Below are 15,576 nucleotides of genomic sequence, written 5' to 3'. Positions count from 1 at the left end.
GGGATTCTTCACTGCGTTCAGAATGACAGATCAAATTAATTACTAATTTAAGTTTTGATTTAGTGTTACTTACGGTAATGTGGATTTTTTTATCTTGTATCACTGTTAAAAAAAGCTAATTTTGAAGCTCATGGCATATAAATTTGTTGATAATTACCGGGAACGAGGAGCGAGAAAAAAACTGGTTGAGTTGTTAAAATCTCGCGGAATTGAAGATGAAAATGTGTTAACAGCCATAGGTAAAGTTCCACGGCACTTCTTTTTTGACGAAACTTTTTGGAACCAATCTTACAAAGATATTGCTTTTCCGATAGGTGATGGGCAAACCATATCTCAACCTTACACGGTTGCTTACCAAAGTGAATTGCTGCACATTAAAAAAGGAGATAAGGTACTTGAGATCGGAACGGGCTCGGGCTACCAAACCTGTATATTAATGGAATTAGGGGCTACAGTTTTTACGATAGAAAGACAAGAGAATATTTATAACAGAACAATTCAGGTTTTACCTGGAATGGGTTATAGGCCTACTTTTTATTGTGGGGATGGCTCGAAAGGAATTGCTGCACACGCGCCATACGACAAAATAATTGTTACCGCTGGCGCTCCACTGGTTCCGGAGATCTTGTTAAAACAGTTAAAAATAGGTGGCATTTTGGTTATCCCGGTGGGAGATGAGAAAACCCAGAAAATGGTTACCGTTATCCGTGTAAGCGAAACAGACTACGAAAAAATTGTGTTGGATACCTTCAGGTTTGTGCCATTAGTTGGCGACCAGGCATGGTAAAACCAGCTGGGAGTTTGGAGATCGGAGTTTTGAGTCGTTTTTTCAACTTGAAGTTAAATATCTCTAAACCCCCAACTCCAAACTAAATTATCTCTTCATCGCTCTATCCAGCTCCCGCTTGGTATCTCTATCTTTAATGCTATCACGTTTGTCAAATTCTTTTTTACCTTGAGCCAGCGCAATCTCCATTTTAGCGAAACCTCTTTCGTTGATGAAAATACGTAAAGGAACGATGGTATAACCCTTTTCTTCGCCTTTAAGCTTTAATTTTCTGATTTCTTTTTTCTGCAAAAGTAGGGCACGGTCGCGTTTAATATCGTGGTGATAAAAAGAACTGTGGCTATATTCAGAAATATGAAGGTTGCGCACGAAAAGATTACCGCCAATAAACATGCAAAATGCATCCGTCATGTTGGCTTTACCTTGTCTGATCGCTTTTATTTCAGTCCCTAAAAGGGCAATACCGGCTACGTATTTATCCAAAAGATTGTAGTCGAAATAAGCCCTTTTATTCTTTATGTTGATGTCGTTTTTCAAAATTTTAATAAAGTATTTGTTATTGTAATGTTCAGCAATAGTATAAAATATACATGCCGGGTTGCAAATATCCTAAAAATTGATGTGATAATTTAGTTTTAATTTATTTCGATCTTAATGCGATCGTCATGCTGAATTTATTTCAGCATCTTTCACGTAAGAATGGACCCTGAAATAAATCAGGGTGACGAGTCCAGGCACGTATATTTAACTTGAATCTCTGATTTAGTGGATTTTATTTGGGAAATGTACGGACAGTTCCTTTGGCAGCCTCAGTCCCGCTTTTTGCTGCAACAAAAGCAGAAAAAGCTTTTGATTTCCGCGGCAATCGGGTTTATTTAACACAGGTTATTGCAAGAAAATCAGACCTTTAATCCGCCAATATGGCCTTGTTTTATGGGAGAAGTAGTAAGAGGTCGTCATTTCGAGCGAAGTGCTACCTGTACCGATTTTACATCGGTAACGCAGCCTAGAACCCGAAGGCTCTGCGAAGCAAAATCTGTCTCGATAGATCTCTCCATTTCGCTGCGCTTCATCTGATAGCCATCGGGATCGGGATGACGACAATTTTTAAAATAAAACCTCAGAGTAAGGAACCAACAAAAATGTTCATCAGTTTGTAAAAGCTAAGGATATATTATTATGTTCGTATTTATTCCATTAAGTTTGGTCATAAAATATCGAAAATGAAATTCAGAAACCTACTTTTAATCTTATTATTAGTCATCACTTTCCAGGTAAAAGCACAGCAGCCAACTTTGTTGCCACAATTTACTTTTTACCGCCTGGATGGAAAAGCTTTTTCTAATACCGATATTAAACAAGGCAAAAAGAACCTTTTTATATTATTCGATTGTACCTGCGAGCATTGCCAGCGTGAAAGCAAAATGTTGAATACCAATTATGCCAGGTTTAAGAATGTAAATATTTATATGATTACTATGGATGAAGCTTATATCATTCCACAGTTTTTTGATTCTTATGCCAAAGGTTTAAATACAAAACCTAATGTGCTGGTACTACAGGATAAAAAACGAATATTTATTCCAACATTTTTACCAAAAAAATACCCAGCAATGTACTTATATTCCCCTGCAGGTAAATTACTAATGTATCAGTCAGGCGATGGCGGCATCAAAAAAATGATGACGGTTTTGAATAAATAATCTTATTTTTTAGCTACAGATTTAAACAGATTTTTACATCTGTCTAAATCCTTTTTATCTGTGGGTTAATTATAATCTGGCGCTGAATAATCTTACCTGATAATCAATACAGGAATATTCACCTTGTGCCTCACCGAATCTACCGTAGTGCCGAAAATAAGGTCTTTTAAGCCTTTATGTCCGTGTGCACCCATTACCAAAAGCTCCATTTCGTTCCGGTTACTGATATCGGCTATGGCTTTGCCGGTGTTTCCAAAACCAATGAAGGGTGTAGAATCATATCCAAGGTCTTCGAGATTAGCTCTGTATCTCTCCAGATTAGCAGCATCGCTCTGTGTTTCATGGTCCATTACTTCCTTACCAAGGTAACGGGCAGCAGCAGTTTCTACAATATGGATCAGGTAATAGTGCGCATCTTTACCACCTTGAATTAAAGCATGCCTGATCGTGTTCCTGTCGTTTTTAGAGAAATCTACTGCAATACCAATTTTTGTATAAGTGATCTTTTCGATTTTCCCAATGTCCAAAGCATCTCCATGAGGCACAATTTGTTTGGATGCATTTTTTTTCTTTTCTAACAATGGATGGAAGAAAACATAGAGCAGGAGCAGTATGATAAAGATTAATGCTGGTATTACAATCGCATAAATCCACCAGTTATTGGCTTCTTTTGCCCAACCGCTTATTTCTTCGATCACCAGTTTTACATTGAGCGCAATAATGGCGATGGCGCTTGCCCATGCCAAAACCTTTACCCATAGTTTGATTGCGAAATCTTTCATCAGTTTTTTATCTGATGTAAAATGGATCAAAGGAATAATGGCGAAACCCAACTGTAAACTTAAAACCACCTGACTGAGCACCAATAAGCCACCAAGGGCATCGTCGCCGTAATGCAGGATGGTGAAAAATGCAGGGATAATTGCCAGAAGGCGCGTAATCAAGCGTCGTAACCAGGGTTGAATCCTTAAATTAATATGCCCTTCCATAATAATTTGTCCGGCTAAAGTTCCGGTAACCGTAGAACTTTGCCCGGCTGCAATTAGCGCGATAGCAAATAGGGTTGGGGCTACACTTCCAAAAATATTAGAAAGTAATTTATGTGCATCCTGAATTTCTGCCACTTCGTGTAAACCATTTTTGTAAAAAGCTGCAGCAGCAAGAATTAATATGGCGGCATTAACAAAAAAGGCCAGGTTTAATGCAACTGTGGTATCAATGAGGTTAAACTTTAAAGCTTCTTTAATCCCTTTATTGCTCCGTTCAATTTTTCTGGTCTGTACCAAAGAAGAATGCAGGTAAAGGTTATGTGGCATTACCGTTGCACCAATAATCCCGATGGCGATATAAAGCGCATCACCATTTAAGATAGAAGGCTCAAATCCCCTGGCTATTTCTTTAATGGATGGTTCTACAATAAACATTTCGACCAAAAAGGAAATCCCCACGATAAAAACCATCGATACGATAAAACCTTCCATGGCCCTCATGCCTTTGTTTAACAGGAATAACAGTAAAATGGTGTCAAAAATGGTAATGGAAATACCCCAGATTAACGGTAAACCAAATAACAGCTGTAAACCGATGGCCATTCCAATGATTTCTGCCAGATCGCAGGCAATAATAGCAGTTTGTGCCAATCCAAACAATGGAATATTTGCCCAGCGAGGGTAAGCCTGTTTTGAAGCCTGGGCCAAATCCAATCCCCTCACAATACCCAAACGGGCACTCAGCGATTGCAAAAGCAATGCAATGAGGTTTGACATGAGTAAAACCCAGATCAATTGGTACCCAAATTTACTACCACCAGCCAGATCGGTTGCCCAGTTACCTGGATCCATGTAGCCCACACTAATTAAATAGGCAGGACCAATAAAAGCTAAAATTCTTTTCCAGCCTTTTCTTTTATCTGTATTTACGCTTTGATGTACTTCACTTAGGGATTCAGTTTTTGCCATTACTGCTGATTAAAATATGTTTTGCAACTTCTCTACTAATATTAACTTGTTTATCGGATAACCGGATCTCAACTGAACCATCGAAATCGGTAACATCAGTAATCTGGATTTGTTTGCCCAGGGTAAGCCCTAATTTTTCTAAATGCTTTAAAAAAGCAGAACTGTGCTGACTCACGCCGGTTATGGTACCAGAATCTCCTACTTTTAATTCGATGAGTTTAATAAACTGGGTTTTGGCAAATCGTCCATTTTTATCCGGAATGGGGTCGCCATGAGGGTCTGCTTTCGGAAAACCTAGAAACTCATCTAGTCTTTCAATCAGCTCAACCGATTTAATATGTTCCAACTCTTCGGCAACATCATGTACCTCATCCCACTTGAAATTTAATTTGTCTACCAAAAAAACTTCCCATAATCTATGTTTACGTACAATATCTATCGCTGTATTTTTCCCTGTCTCGGTTAAGGTAACCCCCTGGTATTTAATATAATCAATCAGCCCCTTATCGGCTAATTTCTTGATCATATCGGTAACCGATGCGGGTTTGGTTTGCATTTGCTCCGCAATAGCATTGGTTTGAACATTTATTGTTTTCTCTGCCAGATGATAAATAGTCTTTAGATAGTTCTCTTCGGTATAACTTTGCATTTATGTTTATCTAATTTTATTTTTAGGTAAATCTAAAAATTTTTATTTAAAATATATATGATAAATTATGTTAAAATTTAGAATATAATTTGGTTATGTTTGTATTCTGAAATACCTTTAACACCGTATGGCATCTGAATTAGATAAAATTGACTTCAAAATTTTAAGAATTCTTCAAGAGAACGGAAGAATTACCAATTTACTTTTATCACAAGAAATTGGTTTATCACCTGCACCAACTTTAGAGCGTGTACGCAAGCTCGAAATGGCAGGATATATTAAAAGTTATCATGCCTTGGTGGATGAAGAAAAACTGGGTTTAGGTATAAAAACCTTTATCCAGATTCAACTCGATTTTCATAAAAATAATACTATCCAGATCTTTTTGGACGAAGTAAATCAAATCAAAGAAATTACCGAATGTCATCACGTTACCGGTCAGGCCGATTTTCTATTAAAGGTTTATGTGAAAGACATTAAAGCGTACGAACGTTTAATTATGGATAAAATCAGTAAGATTTCTGTAGTGAAAACATTCCAGACGATGATGATTATGTCGACTACAAAGAAAGAACCAATTGTGCCTTTAGAGTATTAATAGCAAACCCATTAAGGGGCTGTTATCTGTAATTATTATATTTCCATTATAATGTATTGGTGGGATGGAAATAATAGAAAGATCGTCATCTCGACTGTAGCGTAGCGGAATGGAGAGATCTATTATAGATTTCTCGACTGCGTTGCACTTCGCTCGAAATGACGATGAGTCTAGGGATGATGTATGGCTTAGAATTAGTCTATTCCTCTATTCAATACTATTTCATCAATAATTCCTGAAATTTCCGCTGCATTTTGATAAACCATGAAGTGGGTTCCATTTTCGATCACGAAATCAGGTTTTGCAGTTTTAGAATAGAGGATTTTATCCATCGTGCCATGGATGTGAAAAATCCTTTCTGGTTTAACCTTATTCTTCCAGTTTAATATGCTTCCAATGGCCCATTTCAAAAAATAAGGATCAGTATCCTTAATAATTTTGCTTAATAAGGTTTTTTCACTGCCAGATCGGGTACCGAAGTAATAATTCTGGGTGAGTTTGTTCGATGATTTTAAAAGCCTTGCAGGGATAATCTTTAGTAGGCCTAAACTCCCAGCGAAACGGTAAAGTGCGGGTAGATGAATGCTTAACATGGTACTAGAAATGATAACAGTAGTAATAGGCTTTAAAACCTTCGCTATTTCTACCGCGATCATCCCTCCAAAAGAAACGCCAACCAAAGCAAATGGCTGGGATTTGTCGATAACTTTGCTCAACCTTTCTGCATAAGTGGCCAATGATTCATTTTTAACCGGATTGATCCAATCTATATGAATGATATTGATTTTTTCATCGAGCTTAAGCTTAGAAAAAATCCTTTTATCGGCACCTAAACCGCTGATAAAATAAGTATTCATTAGGCTGGTAAGTTCCAGTCGATTGGTGTTAAATTATTCTGTACCAGAAGCTGATTTGCTTTTGAAAAATGTTTTGATCCAAAGAAGCCATTGTAGGCCGAAAATGGAGATGGGTGGGCAGCAGTAAGCATATAATGTTTCTTTTGATCTATTAAAGCTGCTTTTTGCTGTGCATATTTACCCCATAACAAGAAAACAATATGTTCGCGTTTTTGAGATAAAGCCTTTATAATTTCATCTGTAAAAATTTCCCATCCGCGGTTTTGGTGTGAACCAGCCTCCGAAGCACGGACTGTTAGTGTAGCATTGAGCAATAATACACCTTGTTCAGCCCAATGGGTTAAGTGGCCATGATTTGGTGTTTTAAAGCCCTCGATATCAGTTTCCAGCTCTTTGTAAATATTTTTTAATGAGGGCGGAACCGCTACACCGCGTTGTACCGAAAACGATAATCCATGTGCCTGGCCAACGCCATGATAAGGATCCTGACCTAAAATGACAACCTTTACCTGATCAAATGGCGTTGTATTTAATGCATTAAAAATATCAGCGCCTTTAGGATAAACCGTTGCACCTTTCTGTTTCTCCTCCTGTAAAAAGGCTTTAAGGCTTTTCATATAGTCTTTTTCAAACTCTTCTTCTAAAACGGCTAACCAACCGGGTTCTAATGCTGCTGACATAATAATTAATGTAAGATGTATAATGTAAAATGGATTTCGGGTAATGTCTTGTAAATAAATTTTTAGTTGATGGTTTGATCGTTCATGGTTTTATACATAATGGTCAATGGTCAGGGTGCTAAGTATAAGCCAATAGGTTATCGGCTATGAAAGACTTAGGTAATCAACCATGAACTATCAAAATATAGTCAAAAAAACCTCTCAAAAAGTTTAAGACTTCTTCTTATATATTCCTAACAAATCTCCCTCAAGGCTTGTTTTTGGACCTTCTGTAATCCTGCCCAGTTCTTTACCTTTTTTATCTAAAACAATAAATGTAGGTACCCTCGAAATGTCCAGGCCGTCTAAAATGCCATTTTCAGCTTTTTTGTTACCGTCAACAGCAATAACCTCTACGTTTTTCTCTTTAAAGTGTAAAGCATCTAAAATTTTAAAAAAGTTCGGAACATTTGCTTTGCTGTCGCCACACCAGGTACCTAGCACAATTTTGATTTTTTCATTTTTAACCAGTTTTTTCAATTCGATCATGGTTGCCGCATCTGGTATATAAGCCGCATAGAGTGGATCGTACATTTCTTTAAACTCAGGAAAAGTAGCAATACCTTCTCGCGTACAAGCATTAATTAATATATCTTTATTGTGGACTTGATCGTGGATTTTTTTATTAACTTCCTGAGCAGAAACGTTCATTGCAAGTACAATTAGGGTTATAGATAAAAGGATTTTCATATTGATGAGACGGTTTTTTTGATCTTTTAAATTTTTAATGAAATTATTGTTTTAAAATCTAATTTCTGCCATTTAAACACGATATTTGCAAAAAAAATAATTAGAATAAATTTATGCCAAATATTATCAGATTAATTGCGGGGTTTGCTTTACTGGGTGGCGCAGTAGCTTTATTTATTTTCGGTTTCTGGCCGTGGGGTATTGTTGCCATTTTATTGGGGATAATTGTACTTGTAACCTATTTCTTTAATGAGAACATGCTTTTAGCACAATGGTTCCTCAGAAAAGATAACATGCCCAAGGCAAAAATGTTTTTAGATCGCATTACCAATTATGAAACGCAGTTGATTAAAGTTCAACATGGTTATTATAATTTGTTGATCGGGTTAATTGAAAGCAGAACAGCGCCAATGAAATCAGAAAAATATTTCAAAACTGCTTTGAGCCTGGGTATGCAGATGGATCATAACGTTGCTTTAGCAAAATTAAGTTTAGCAGGCATTGCAATGGCTAAGCGTAACAAACGCGAAGCAACCATGTATCTTGCTGAAGCGAAAAAAGCAGATAAAAATAAATTATTGGCCGATCAGATCAAACAAATGAAAGATCAGATGGGCATGATGGACAAACAACAGCAAGTTCGTTACAGATAGTATCGATCACATCTTACATAGAGCCATTTCAAAATTGAGATGGCTTTTTTGTTTTCAGCTTAATTTTGTTTATTTAAAATTGCAGCATATAAATTACTATTTTTATGGATAACCTAACTTTTAAATATTCATGAAAAAAGTATATTATTTACCCATGCTGGCTTTTTTAACCATTCTAGGTGCCTGCAATAACAAAAAAAATGCTGAAGAAAGCAGTGAAGGCTTTTCATCGGCCAATCCTTTTTATAAAGCAAGCGCACTTGCTTTTCAGGCTCCAGCTTTCGACAAAATAAAAAACGGAGATTTTAAACCGGCATTAGAAGAAGGAATGAAGCAGCAAATGGATGAAATCCGGAAAATTGCTGATCAGACCGATGCGCCAGGCTTTGAAAATACCATCTTGGCCATCGAAAAAAGCGGACAACTGCTGAGCCGGACAAGCATGGTTTTCAACCTGCTTACAGGCGCCAATACCAATCCTGAATTGCAAAAGGTTAAAGAAGAGGAAGCTCCCAAACTTACTGCAAATACTGATGCCATTTACTTAAATACCAAACTTTTTAACCGGGTAGAAACCCTTTACAAAAAGAAAGATCAGCTGAAGTTAGATGCCGAATCGTTGCGCTTACTGGAGTATTATTACCAGAAATTTGAATTGGCTGGAGCAAAGCTATCTGACGCTGACAAAGACAAGCTTAAAGAGCTGAATAAAGAAGAAGCTACTTTAGGCGCAAAGTTTACCGCACAGTTACAGGCAGCGGGTAAAGGTTTAAAAAATACTACTCAACAGCCCGAATTGCAATCAATGACCGATCGTGCCAAGAGAGAGGAACTTTTTAAGAAATCATGGAACAGGGCCGAAAAAGGCGATGCAAACGATACCCGTAAAATAATTTCAAGAATTGCGCAGATCCGTTCTGCTCAGGCGGCACTACTTGGCTTTAAAAATTATGCAGCCTGGAAATTGCAAAATCAGATGGCTAAAACACCTGAAGCAGTAGAAGATTTTTTTAGCAAAGTTATTCCTGTTGCTACCGCGAAGGCAAAAAGTGAAGCGGCAGATATACAGGCTGTAATCGATCAGCAAAAAGGGGGCTTTAAACTAGAGCCCTGGGATTGGGACTTTTATGCCGAACAAGTTCGTAAAGCAAAATTTGATCTGGATGAAAACGAGGTTAAACCTTATTTCGAGTTAAATAAGGTCCTCATTAACGGTGTGTTTTATGCTGCAACACAACTTTACGGTATTACTTTTAAAGAACGTAAAGATTTACCTGTTTATCAGGAAGATGTTCTTGTTTTTGATGTAATGGACAAAGATGGAAAACAGTTAGGTTTGTTTTATTGTGATTACTATAAACGTGATAACAAAGATGGTGGTGCCTGGATGGATAACCTTGTTCCACAATCTAAACTATTCGGCACAATACCGGTAATTTATAATGTCTGCAATTTTGCAAAACCCGAAGCCGGAAAACCAGCATTAATTAGTTTTGACGATGTTACCACCATGTTTCATGAGTTTGGACACGGTTTGCATGGTCTGTTTGCTAACCAGCAATATCCCAGTCTTTCGGGTGCGAACGTAGCCCGTGATTATGTTGAATTTCCTTCCCAGTTTAATGAACATTGGGCTTCTGATCCAAAAATACTGAAGAACTACGCGCTTCACTATCAGACCGGAGCACAGATGCCGCAGGCTTTGCTGGATAAAATTAAAAAGGCGGGTTCCTTTAACCAGGGTTATATTTTTACTGAAGCTTTGGCAGCGGCCGATCTGGATATGCAGTGGCATACAATTTCTCCGGGTTCACCATTACAGGACGTTGATAAATTTGAAGCTGAGGCTTTAAAAAAAACCAATTTAAATTTATCGTATGTGCCGCCACGTTACCGCTCCAGCTATTTTTTGCATATCTGGAGTAATGGCTACGCCGCAGGTTATTACGCCTACAGCTGGACTTCTATGCTTGAAAATGATGCATTTTCATGGTTTCAGGAAAATGGAGGATTAACCAGAGCAAATGGTCAGCGTTTTAGGGATATGATTCTGTCCAAAGGAAATACGGAAGATCTTGGCAAAATGTTCTTTAATTTCAGGGGGCATAATCCTGATATTAAACCAATGCTTAAAAAGCGAGGATTGTTATAAGATAACACCATAGTACAAAGGACAGTTATTAATGTCCTTTGTACTATAATGCTTTAAATCCCATCTCTACCGATAAACCGTTCTTTACCCAAAAGAAATTGAATAGCTTTTTTGACATTGCGGTCAACCGACTCTTCCGTTTTAAGGTTGGCAATATAACGTATAATTTCCTTTTGTAAATGAGGAGCAAGGCCATCAAATATATCTTTGGCCTGTTTGTTTTTTGCTAAGGCATGTAATAATTTAGGATTGATACTAATTGTCCGTTCTTCAGTATCAAATTCAATTTCGAAAGTTGCGGTGTCGCCAATATCTTTTCCGGCTGCTTTTCGCATGGGCGTATTGAGGTACAAACGCCAATCTCCTGCATATTTAACCAGGGTTTGTTTAAATTCATGACCATCAATTTTCATTTTAACAGGAAGCTGTCCCTTATTTTTTCCAGATTGATGAAAAACATAATTTAATGCTTCCTCTGGTACAAACACAAAAGGATTGATGCCTATAATTTTAATCTCAGCCTTAAAAGCTTTCGGTTTTTTGATATCCATTAATTAAAGATATTGCCTTTGATTAAAACGCCATAATTTTTGCCAATAAATCTAATGCTATGCTCTCCGCTCGACGCTCTTGGCCTAGAGCTCCCCGCAAAAACTCAAAACCAAATCCCGATTTCTATTGTAGTTAATATAAAATCTTAATCCTATGGCAACATCACAAGAAGGAAGTACAAACAATACCCAGGAAGAAAATAACATTAAAGATCTGGGTGGCAAAGCAGCCATCGAAAAACTCAGGGAGTTGGCAGAAAAAGCTGAAAGTTGTTTTTTCTGTACCAATATTAAAACAGGAATACCTTTATCCGTAAGACCAATGGCTATTCAACAGGTGGATGATGAAGGGAATATCTGGTTTATGAGCATGAAAGACAGTCATAAAAACGACGAAATCTCTGCCGATCCATTTACACATTTACTATTTCAGGCAGGCGCCCATTCAGGTTTTGTAAACATTTATGGTATTTCTGAAATCAGCAGGGATCAGGACAAAATCGACGAACTTTGGAGTCCGTTTATTAAAACCTGGTTTCAGGGAGGGAAGGACGACCCTAATATTACACTGATTAAAGTTATCCCATCAGAAGGATATTATTGGGATACCAAACATGGCACAGCCGTTGCATTTTTGAAAATGGCTGCATCCGTAATTACAGGTAAAACAATGGATGATTCAGTAGAAGGAGCTTTAGAGGTTGATTAGTGAGCTTAACTGTTTGAATTTGGTTAACCGGTTAACTGTTCTTTAAAGCGGCTAACTGGTTAATTGTTAAATTAACTGCTAACTGGAAATAGTCAATTGAAAACTGACTATTTGTCTCCTAAATAATCGAATCCTTCAAATTCTTCTCTCTGGGCTCTTTTGCTTAAGATATCATCCTCTTCAGCTTGTACTCTTGAGAAGAATAAAGCTTCGGCCTGAATTCTTTTTATTAACTGACGTACCAGCGTTAAATCAAAAGCATCTTTGCTTAATTTAATGCAGTACTCTCTTTCGTTGATTTCTAAACTTGACGTATTCATATCGCAATGATTTTAATTATCGATTGCTGTAAATATAGAAAAGGCTTGCTAAACAATTGTTAGCAAGCCTTTTAAGTTTATGTTATGTTTATGTTAAAATCTGGTATGGTGTTTTACCGTTAGATTAACAAATTAACTATTTATGCGATAGAAATAGACCATCATCTGTTTTGGCGACTTTTAAAATGCCCTTACCAGTTAACGCTTTTAAAGTGGTATCCCACTTTTTATTGCTCCAATCGGCAAGTTTAGCTTTTATATCCGTTAACAGGTATTGTTCACCTTCAGAAACCAATGCAAATAATTCTGTTTCTTCTGGTGTCAATTCAATTTTCTTTTTCTCCGGACGCATCTGCGGGAAGAATAAAACTTCCTGTATGGTGCTCTGATTGGTCATTAACATTACGATACGATCGATGCCAAAACCTAAACCTGAAGTAGGAGGCATACCATATTCTAAGGCACGAACGAAATCATCATCCATCGCCATCGCTTCGGCATCACCACGATCAGCAAGTTTCAACTGATCTTCAAAACGTTCTTTCTGATCAATAGGATCGTTCAGCTCTGAATAAGCATTTCCGATTTCTTTACCGTTCACAAATATTTCGAAACGCTCCACCAATCCTTCTGCACTGCGGTGCTTTTTAGCTAATGGTGTCATCTCGATCGGGTAATCTGTAATGAATGTAGGCTGGATCAAATTGGCTTCTACCTTATCACTGAAAATTTCGTCCACCAATTTACCGCGGCCCATGGTAGAATCCGTTTCTATGCCTAATGATGCACAGGTTTGCAAAAGCTCCTCTTCAGTCATTTTCGAAACATCAATTCCGGTATATTTTTGGATTGATTCGTACATGGTTAGTTTTTCGTATGGACCTTCGAAATTGATTTCATTTTCACCAACTTTAACTACAGCCGAACCATTGGTTGCAATGGCTACTTTTTCCAAACATTCTTCAACCATAGCCATCATCCAGATATAATCTTTATAGGCTACATAAATTTCCATTGAGGTATACTCTGGATTATGCGTACGGTCCATTCCTTCATTACGGAACATTTTACCGAACTCGTAAACGCCATCAAAACCTGCAACGATTAACCTTTTTAAATAAAGCTCGTTCGCAATACGCAGGTAAAGCGGCATATCTAAAGTATTGTGGTGAGTAGCAAAAGGGCGCGCCGCTGCACCACCGTGTATAGGCTGTAGGATAGGAGTTTCTACTTCCATCCAACCTTGCTCATCAAAGTAGTTACGCATGCTGTTAATTACCTTGCTGCGTTTGATGAAAATCTGTTTGTAATCAGGGTTTACCGTTAAATCTACATAACGCATGCGGTAACGCAGTTCAGGATTGGTGAATCCATCGTAGACATTCCCTTCATCATCACGTTTTACAATCGGTAACGGACGTAAAGATTTAGCTAAAACAGTAAAACCGGTTACATGGATAGAGATTTCTCCTGTTTGTGTGGTAAAAACATAACCCGTGATCCCGATGAAATCACCAATGTCCAAAAGTTTCTTAAATACCGTGTTATATAAGGTTTTATCATCACCAGGACAAAGCTCGTCTCTCTTTAAATAAATCTGGATACGGCCTGTTGAATCTTGTAATTCAGCAAAAGATGCAGCACCCATAATATTACGGCCCATAATACGACCGGCTAAACTAACGGTCTTATAAGCAGTTTTATCTTTTTCGTAGTTTGCTAAAATATCGGCAGCCGTAACATTAATTTCATAAGCTTCTGCCGGATAGGGTTCAATGCCTAACTGGCGTAATTGCTTTAACGACTCACGTCGTAATACTTCTTGTTCTGATAATCCTATACTCATTTCGGGTATTTTTTGCAAATTAATGATTTGCAATGTGTTTATTAATTGTAACAGGTATCGTTTCAAACATCATTTTTGAAAAGACACCTTTTGGCAAAGATAAGAAAGCTATTGTAATTAATAAATGCTTTATTTGATATAAAACAGCATTTTAGAATGTTAAAGAAATTAGATGAAAAACGGATTATTAGAAACTTTATCTGCGGTAAATACTCTATATCAATTAAAGGATACCAGAATACCTTTTTAAGGTTTGAACTTTCAGATTTTTAATTTCAATGTATTATCTTTCAGGTAGTTGCTGCCTTTTAGTTGTAGATGATGGATCGCCACTAAGCAAGCCGTTGCTGCTGATTACGCAGTAATAAGGTGCAGGAAGTTGTGCTAGCCCGCAAGCACCAATGGCTTTTGCAATTGCGCCGTAAGACGTGACCCTGCTTTGGGTATTTCTGTGGTTAAATCCCAAACCTGCTCAAAAAATAAATCGCGTTTCATCGTTTTTGCAAATGATGGGTAAACTAATGAATAAATCTCTTCATAAATTTTAAATAGGATTTCATCGGGTAAATTTTTTCAGAGATATGAGTTTAGTGTTTTACAGATGTTATATTTGCTTGGATGTCCTAGCCATTTAAAAACTATGCCCGATATAAAACAAATACCACCTTCCAGTTTTGAATTTTTGAGGTTATTAAAAAATAACAACGAACGAGAGTGGTTTAATGATCATAAAACAGACTACCAGAAAGAACTAGCATACATAGAAGCTTTTGCACAGGATTTATTAGACCTTATGAATACCCACGATGTAATTGAAACACCATCGGGAAAGAAAAGTTTATACCGCATATATCGGGATACGCGTTTCTCAAATGATAAAACGCCTTATAAAACACATTGGAGTGGAAGTTTTAAACGGGCAGGCAAACAAAGAAGAGGTGGCTACTATTTTCATATCGAACCAGGTAATAGTTTTGTGGCAGGTGGCTTTTTCGGGCCTTCTCCTCAGGATTTGAAATTGATAAGGGAAAATATTGCTTTTGATGCCCAGCCCTTGAGAGCGATATTAAATGATAAAACTTTTATTGCTTCCTTCGGGACTTTGGGAGGTGAACAATTGAAAACAGCTCCAAAGGGTTTTGATGGAGATCACCAGGATATTGATCTGCTACGTTATAAACAATTTTTGTTAGTTCATCGATTTACCGATCAGGAAGTTTTAAGTAAAGAATACTTAGGTTATTGTAACCAGACATTTAAAAACATGCGGCCTTTCTTTGATTACATGAGCGAAATATTAACAACCGATGCAAATGGATTAGATCTTTAATTGATTTTTACGATTGCTGCAAAAAATTAAAGGGTCATCATACTAATTTTGTAA

General features: G+C 37.2%; 16 protein-coding genes. 7 read left to right on the top strand and 9 right to left on the bottom strand.

Annotated elements, in window-relative coordinates; all coding sequences use genetic code 11:
* The first annotated feature begins 130 nt into the window (after window positions 1–130).
* Entirely contained in the window at window positions 131–787 is a 657-nt protein-coding gene (locus FFJ24_RS11900; protein WP_108201101.1) for a protein-L-isoaspartate(D-aspartate) O-methyltransferase, read from the top strand.
* An 87-nt stretch (window positions 788–874) separates the two neighbouring features.
* Here the strand turns inward: FFJ24_RS11900 and smpB are convergent, their stop codons facing one another.
* Window positions 875–1,324, bottom strand: a complete 450-nt coding sequence (gene smpB / locus FFJ24_RS11895) for an SsrA-binding protein (protein ID WP_090496795.1) — start codon at window positions 1,322–1,324, stop codon at window positions 875–877.
* A gap of 686 nt (window positions 1,325–2,010) precedes the next feature.
* Between smpB and FFJ24_RS11890 the strand changes: the two genes are divergently transcribed.
* Window positions 2,011–2,490, top strand: a complete 480-nt coding sequence (locus tag FFJ24_RS11890) for a redoxin domain-containing protein (RefSeq protein ID WP_138821703.1) — start codon at window positions 2,011–2,013, stop codon at window positions 2,488–2,490.
* A gap of 92 nt (window positions 2,491–2,582) precedes the next feature.
* Here FFJ24_RS11890 and FFJ24_RS11885 read toward each other — a convergent pair whose 3' ends face one another.
* Window positions 2,583–4,448, bottom strand: a complete 1,866-nt coding sequence (locus FFJ24_RS11885) for an Nramp family divalent metal transporter (protein WP_138821702.1) — start codon at window positions 4,446–4,448, stop codon at window positions 2,583–2,585.
* The gene (locus FFJ24_RS11880; protein ID WP_138821701.1) at window positions 4,435–5,097 is read right to left on the bottom strand and encodes a metal-dependent transcriptional regulator; all 663 of its coding nucleotides are present in this window, start codon (window positions 5,095–5,097) and stop codon (window positions 4,435–4,437) included. The genes FFJ24_RS11885 and FFJ24_RS11880 overlap by 14 nt, the downstream gene beginning before the upstream one ends.
* A gap of 127 nt (window positions 5,098–5,224) precedes the next feature.
* Here FFJ24_RS11880 and FFJ24_RS11875 point away from each other — a divergent pair, with 127 nt between their 5' ends.
* Window positions 5,225–5,695: an Lrp/AsnC family transcriptional regulator gene (locus FFJ24_RS11875; RefSeq protein WP_025142637.1), complete on the top strand. Its 471-nt coding sequence runs from the start codon at window positions 5,225–5,227 to the stop codon at window positions 5,693–5,695.
* 194 nt (window positions 5,696–5,889) lie between these two features.
* On the opposite strand, the gene FFJ24_RS11870 is transcribed toward FFJ24_RS11875, so the two are convergent.
* From FFJ24_RS11870 to FFJ24_RS11860, 3 genes are all read right to left on the bottom strand, one after another.
* Entirely contained in the window at window positions 5,890–6,552 is a 663-nt protein-coding gene (locus tag FFJ24_RS11870) for an alpha/beta hydrolase (protein WP_138821700.1), read from the bottom strand.
* Window positions 6,552–7,232: a uracil-DNA glycosylase gene (ung, locus tag FFJ24_RS11865; protein ID WP_138821699.1), complete on the bottom strand. Its 681-nt coding sequence runs from the start codon at window positions 7,230–7,232 to the stop codon at window positions 6,552–6,554. Before ung ends, FFJ24_RS11870 begins: the two co-directional genes overlap by 1 nt.
* A 210-nt stretch (window positions 7,233–7,442) precedes the next feature.
* Window positions 7,443–7,961 (bottom strand): thioredoxin family protein, encoded by a 519-nt coding sequence (locus tag FFJ24_RS11860; RefSeq protein WP_138821698.1) that lies wholly within the window; start codon window positions 7,959–7,961, stop codon window positions 7,443–7,445.
* 113 nt (window positions 7,962–8,074) lie between these two features.
* Here FFJ24_RS11860 and FFJ24_RS11855 point away from each other — a divergent pair, with 113 nt between their 5' ends.
* Together FFJ24_RS11855 and FFJ24_RS11850 are read left to right on the top strand one after the other, a co-directional pair.
* Window positions 8,075–8,614 (top strand): DUF2892 domain-containing protein, encoded by a 540-nt coding sequence (locus tag FFJ24_RS11855; RefSeq protein ID WP_138821697.1) that lies wholly within the window; start codon window positions 8,075–8,077, stop codon window positions 8,612–8,614.
* A gap of 130 nt (window positions 8,615–8,744) precedes the next feature.
* Entirely contained in the window at window positions 8,745–10,766 is a 2,022-nt protein-coding gene (locus tag FFJ24_RS11850) for a M3 family metallopeptidase (RefSeq protein WP_138821696.1), read from the top strand.
* Window positions 10,767–10,819: 53 nt separating this feature from the next.
* Here FFJ24_RS11850 and FFJ24_RS11845 read toward each other — a convergent pair whose 3' ends face one another.
* The gene (locus FFJ24_RS11845) at window positions 10,820–11,317 is read right to left on the bottom strand and encodes a YdeI/OmpD-associated family protein (RefSeq protein WP_138821695.1); all 498 of its coding nucleotides are present in this window, start codon (window positions 11,315–11,317) and stop codon (window positions 10,820–10,822) included.
* Window positions 11,318–11,471: 154 nt separating this feature from the next.
* Between FFJ24_RS11845 and FFJ24_RS11840 the strand changes: the two genes are divergently transcribed.
* Entirely contained in the window at window positions 11,472–12,026 is a 555-nt protein-coding gene (locus tag FFJ24_RS11840; protein WP_138821694.1) for a pyridoxamine 5'-phosphate oxidase family protein, read from the top strand.
* A gap of 107 nt (window positions 12,027–12,133) precedes the next feature.
* On the opposite strand, the gene FFJ24_RS11835 is transcribed toward FFJ24_RS11840, so the two are convergent.
* Window positions 12,134–12,346 (bottom strand): hypothetical protein, encoded by a 213-nt coding sequence (locus FFJ24_RS11835; RefSeq protein WP_138821693.1) that lies wholly within the window; start codon window positions 12,344–12,346, stop codon window positions 12,134–12,136.
* 136 nt (window positions 12,347–12,482) lie between these two features.
* The gene (gene lysS, locus FFJ24_RS11830; protein WP_138821692.1) at window positions 12,483–14,192 is read right to left on the bottom strand and encodes a lysine--tRNA ligase; all 1,710 of its coding nucleotides are present in this window, start codon (window positions 14,190–14,192) and stop codon (window positions 12,483–12,485) included.
* A gap of 640 nt (window positions 14,193–14,832) precedes the next feature.
* Between lysS and FFJ24_RS11825 the strand changes: the two genes are divergently transcribed.
* The gene (locus tag FFJ24_RS11825; protein ID WP_138821691.1) at window positions 14,833–15,522 is read left to right on the top strand and encodes a DUF2461 domain-containing protein; all 690 of its coding nucleotides are present in this window, start codon (window positions 14,833–14,835) and stop codon (window positions 15,520–15,522) included.
* Window positions 15,523–15,576 lie beyond the last annotated feature (54 nt).

This window comes from Pedobacter sp. KBS0701 (assembly GCF_005938645.2).
Classification (GTDB): domain Bacteria; phylum Bacteroidota; class Bacteroidia; order Sphingobacteriales; family Sphingobacteriaceae; genus Pedobacter.
The sequence above is the reverse complement of the archived record's forward strand: the minus strand, read 5'-3'. Positions and strand labels throughout refer to the sequence as shown.

Bases quoted from the DNA above. Each gene is read 5' to 3' on its own strand.
- ung (WP_138821699.1), bottom strand. From the start codon at position 7,232: ATGTCAGCAGCATTAGAACCCGGTTGGTTAGCCGTTTTAGAAGAAGAG.
- FFJ24_RS11890 (WP_138821703.1), top strand. From the start codon at position 2,011: ATGAAATTCAGAAACCTACTTTTAATCTTATTATTAGTCATCACTTTC.
- FFJ24_RS11845 (WP_138821695.1), bottom strand. From the start codon at position 11,317: ATGGATATCAAAAAACCGAAAGCTTTTAAGGCTGAGATTAAAATTATA.
- FFJ24_RS11860 (WP_138821698.1), bottom strand. From the start codon at position 7,961: ATGAAAATCCTTTTATCTATAACCCTAATTGTACTTGCAATGAACGTT.
- FFJ24_RS11840 (WP_138821694.1), top strand. From the start codon at position 11,472: ATGGCAACATCACAAGAAGGAAGTACAAACAATACCCAGGAAGAAAAT.
- FFJ24_RS11880 (WP_138821701.1), bottom strand. From the start codon at position 5,097: ATGCAAAGTTATACCGAAGAGAACTATCTAAAGACTATTTATCATCTG.
- FFJ24_RS11875 (WP_025142637.1), top strand. From the start codon at position 5,225: ATGGCATCTGAATTAGATAAAATTGACTTCAAAATTTTAAGAATTCTT.
- FFJ24_RS11855 (WP_138821697.1), top strand. From the start codon at position 8,075: ATGCCAAATATTATCAGATTAATTGCGGGGTTTGCTTTACTGGGTGGC.
- FFJ24_RS11900 (WP_108201101.1), top strand. From the start codon at position 131: ATGGCATATAAATTTGTTGATAATTACCGGGAACGAGGAGCGAGAAAA.
- FFJ24_RS11825 (WP_138821691.1), top strand. From the start codon at position 14,833: ATGCCCGATATAAAACAAATACCACCTTCCAGTTTTGAATTTTTGAGG.
- FFJ24_RS11885 (WP_138821702.1), bottom strand. From the start codon at position 4,448: ATGGCAAAAACTGAATCCCTAAGTGAAGTACATCAAAGCGTAAATACA.
- FFJ24_RS11850 (WP_138821696.1), top strand. From the start codon at position 8,745: ATGAAAAAAGTATATTATTTACCCATGCTGGCTTTTTTAACCATTCTA.
- lysS (WP_138821692.1), bottom strand. From the start codon at position 14,192: ATGAGTATAGGATTATCAGAACAAGAAGTATTACGACGTGAGTCGTTA.
- FFJ24_RS11870 (WP_138821700.1), bottom strand. From the start codon at position 6,552: ATGAATACTTATTTTATCAGCGGTTTAGGTGCCGATAAAAGGATTTTT.
- FFJ24_RS11835 (WP_138821693.1), bottom strand. From the start codon at position 12,346: ATGAATACGTCAAGTTTAGAAATCAACGAAAGAGAGTACTGCATTAAA.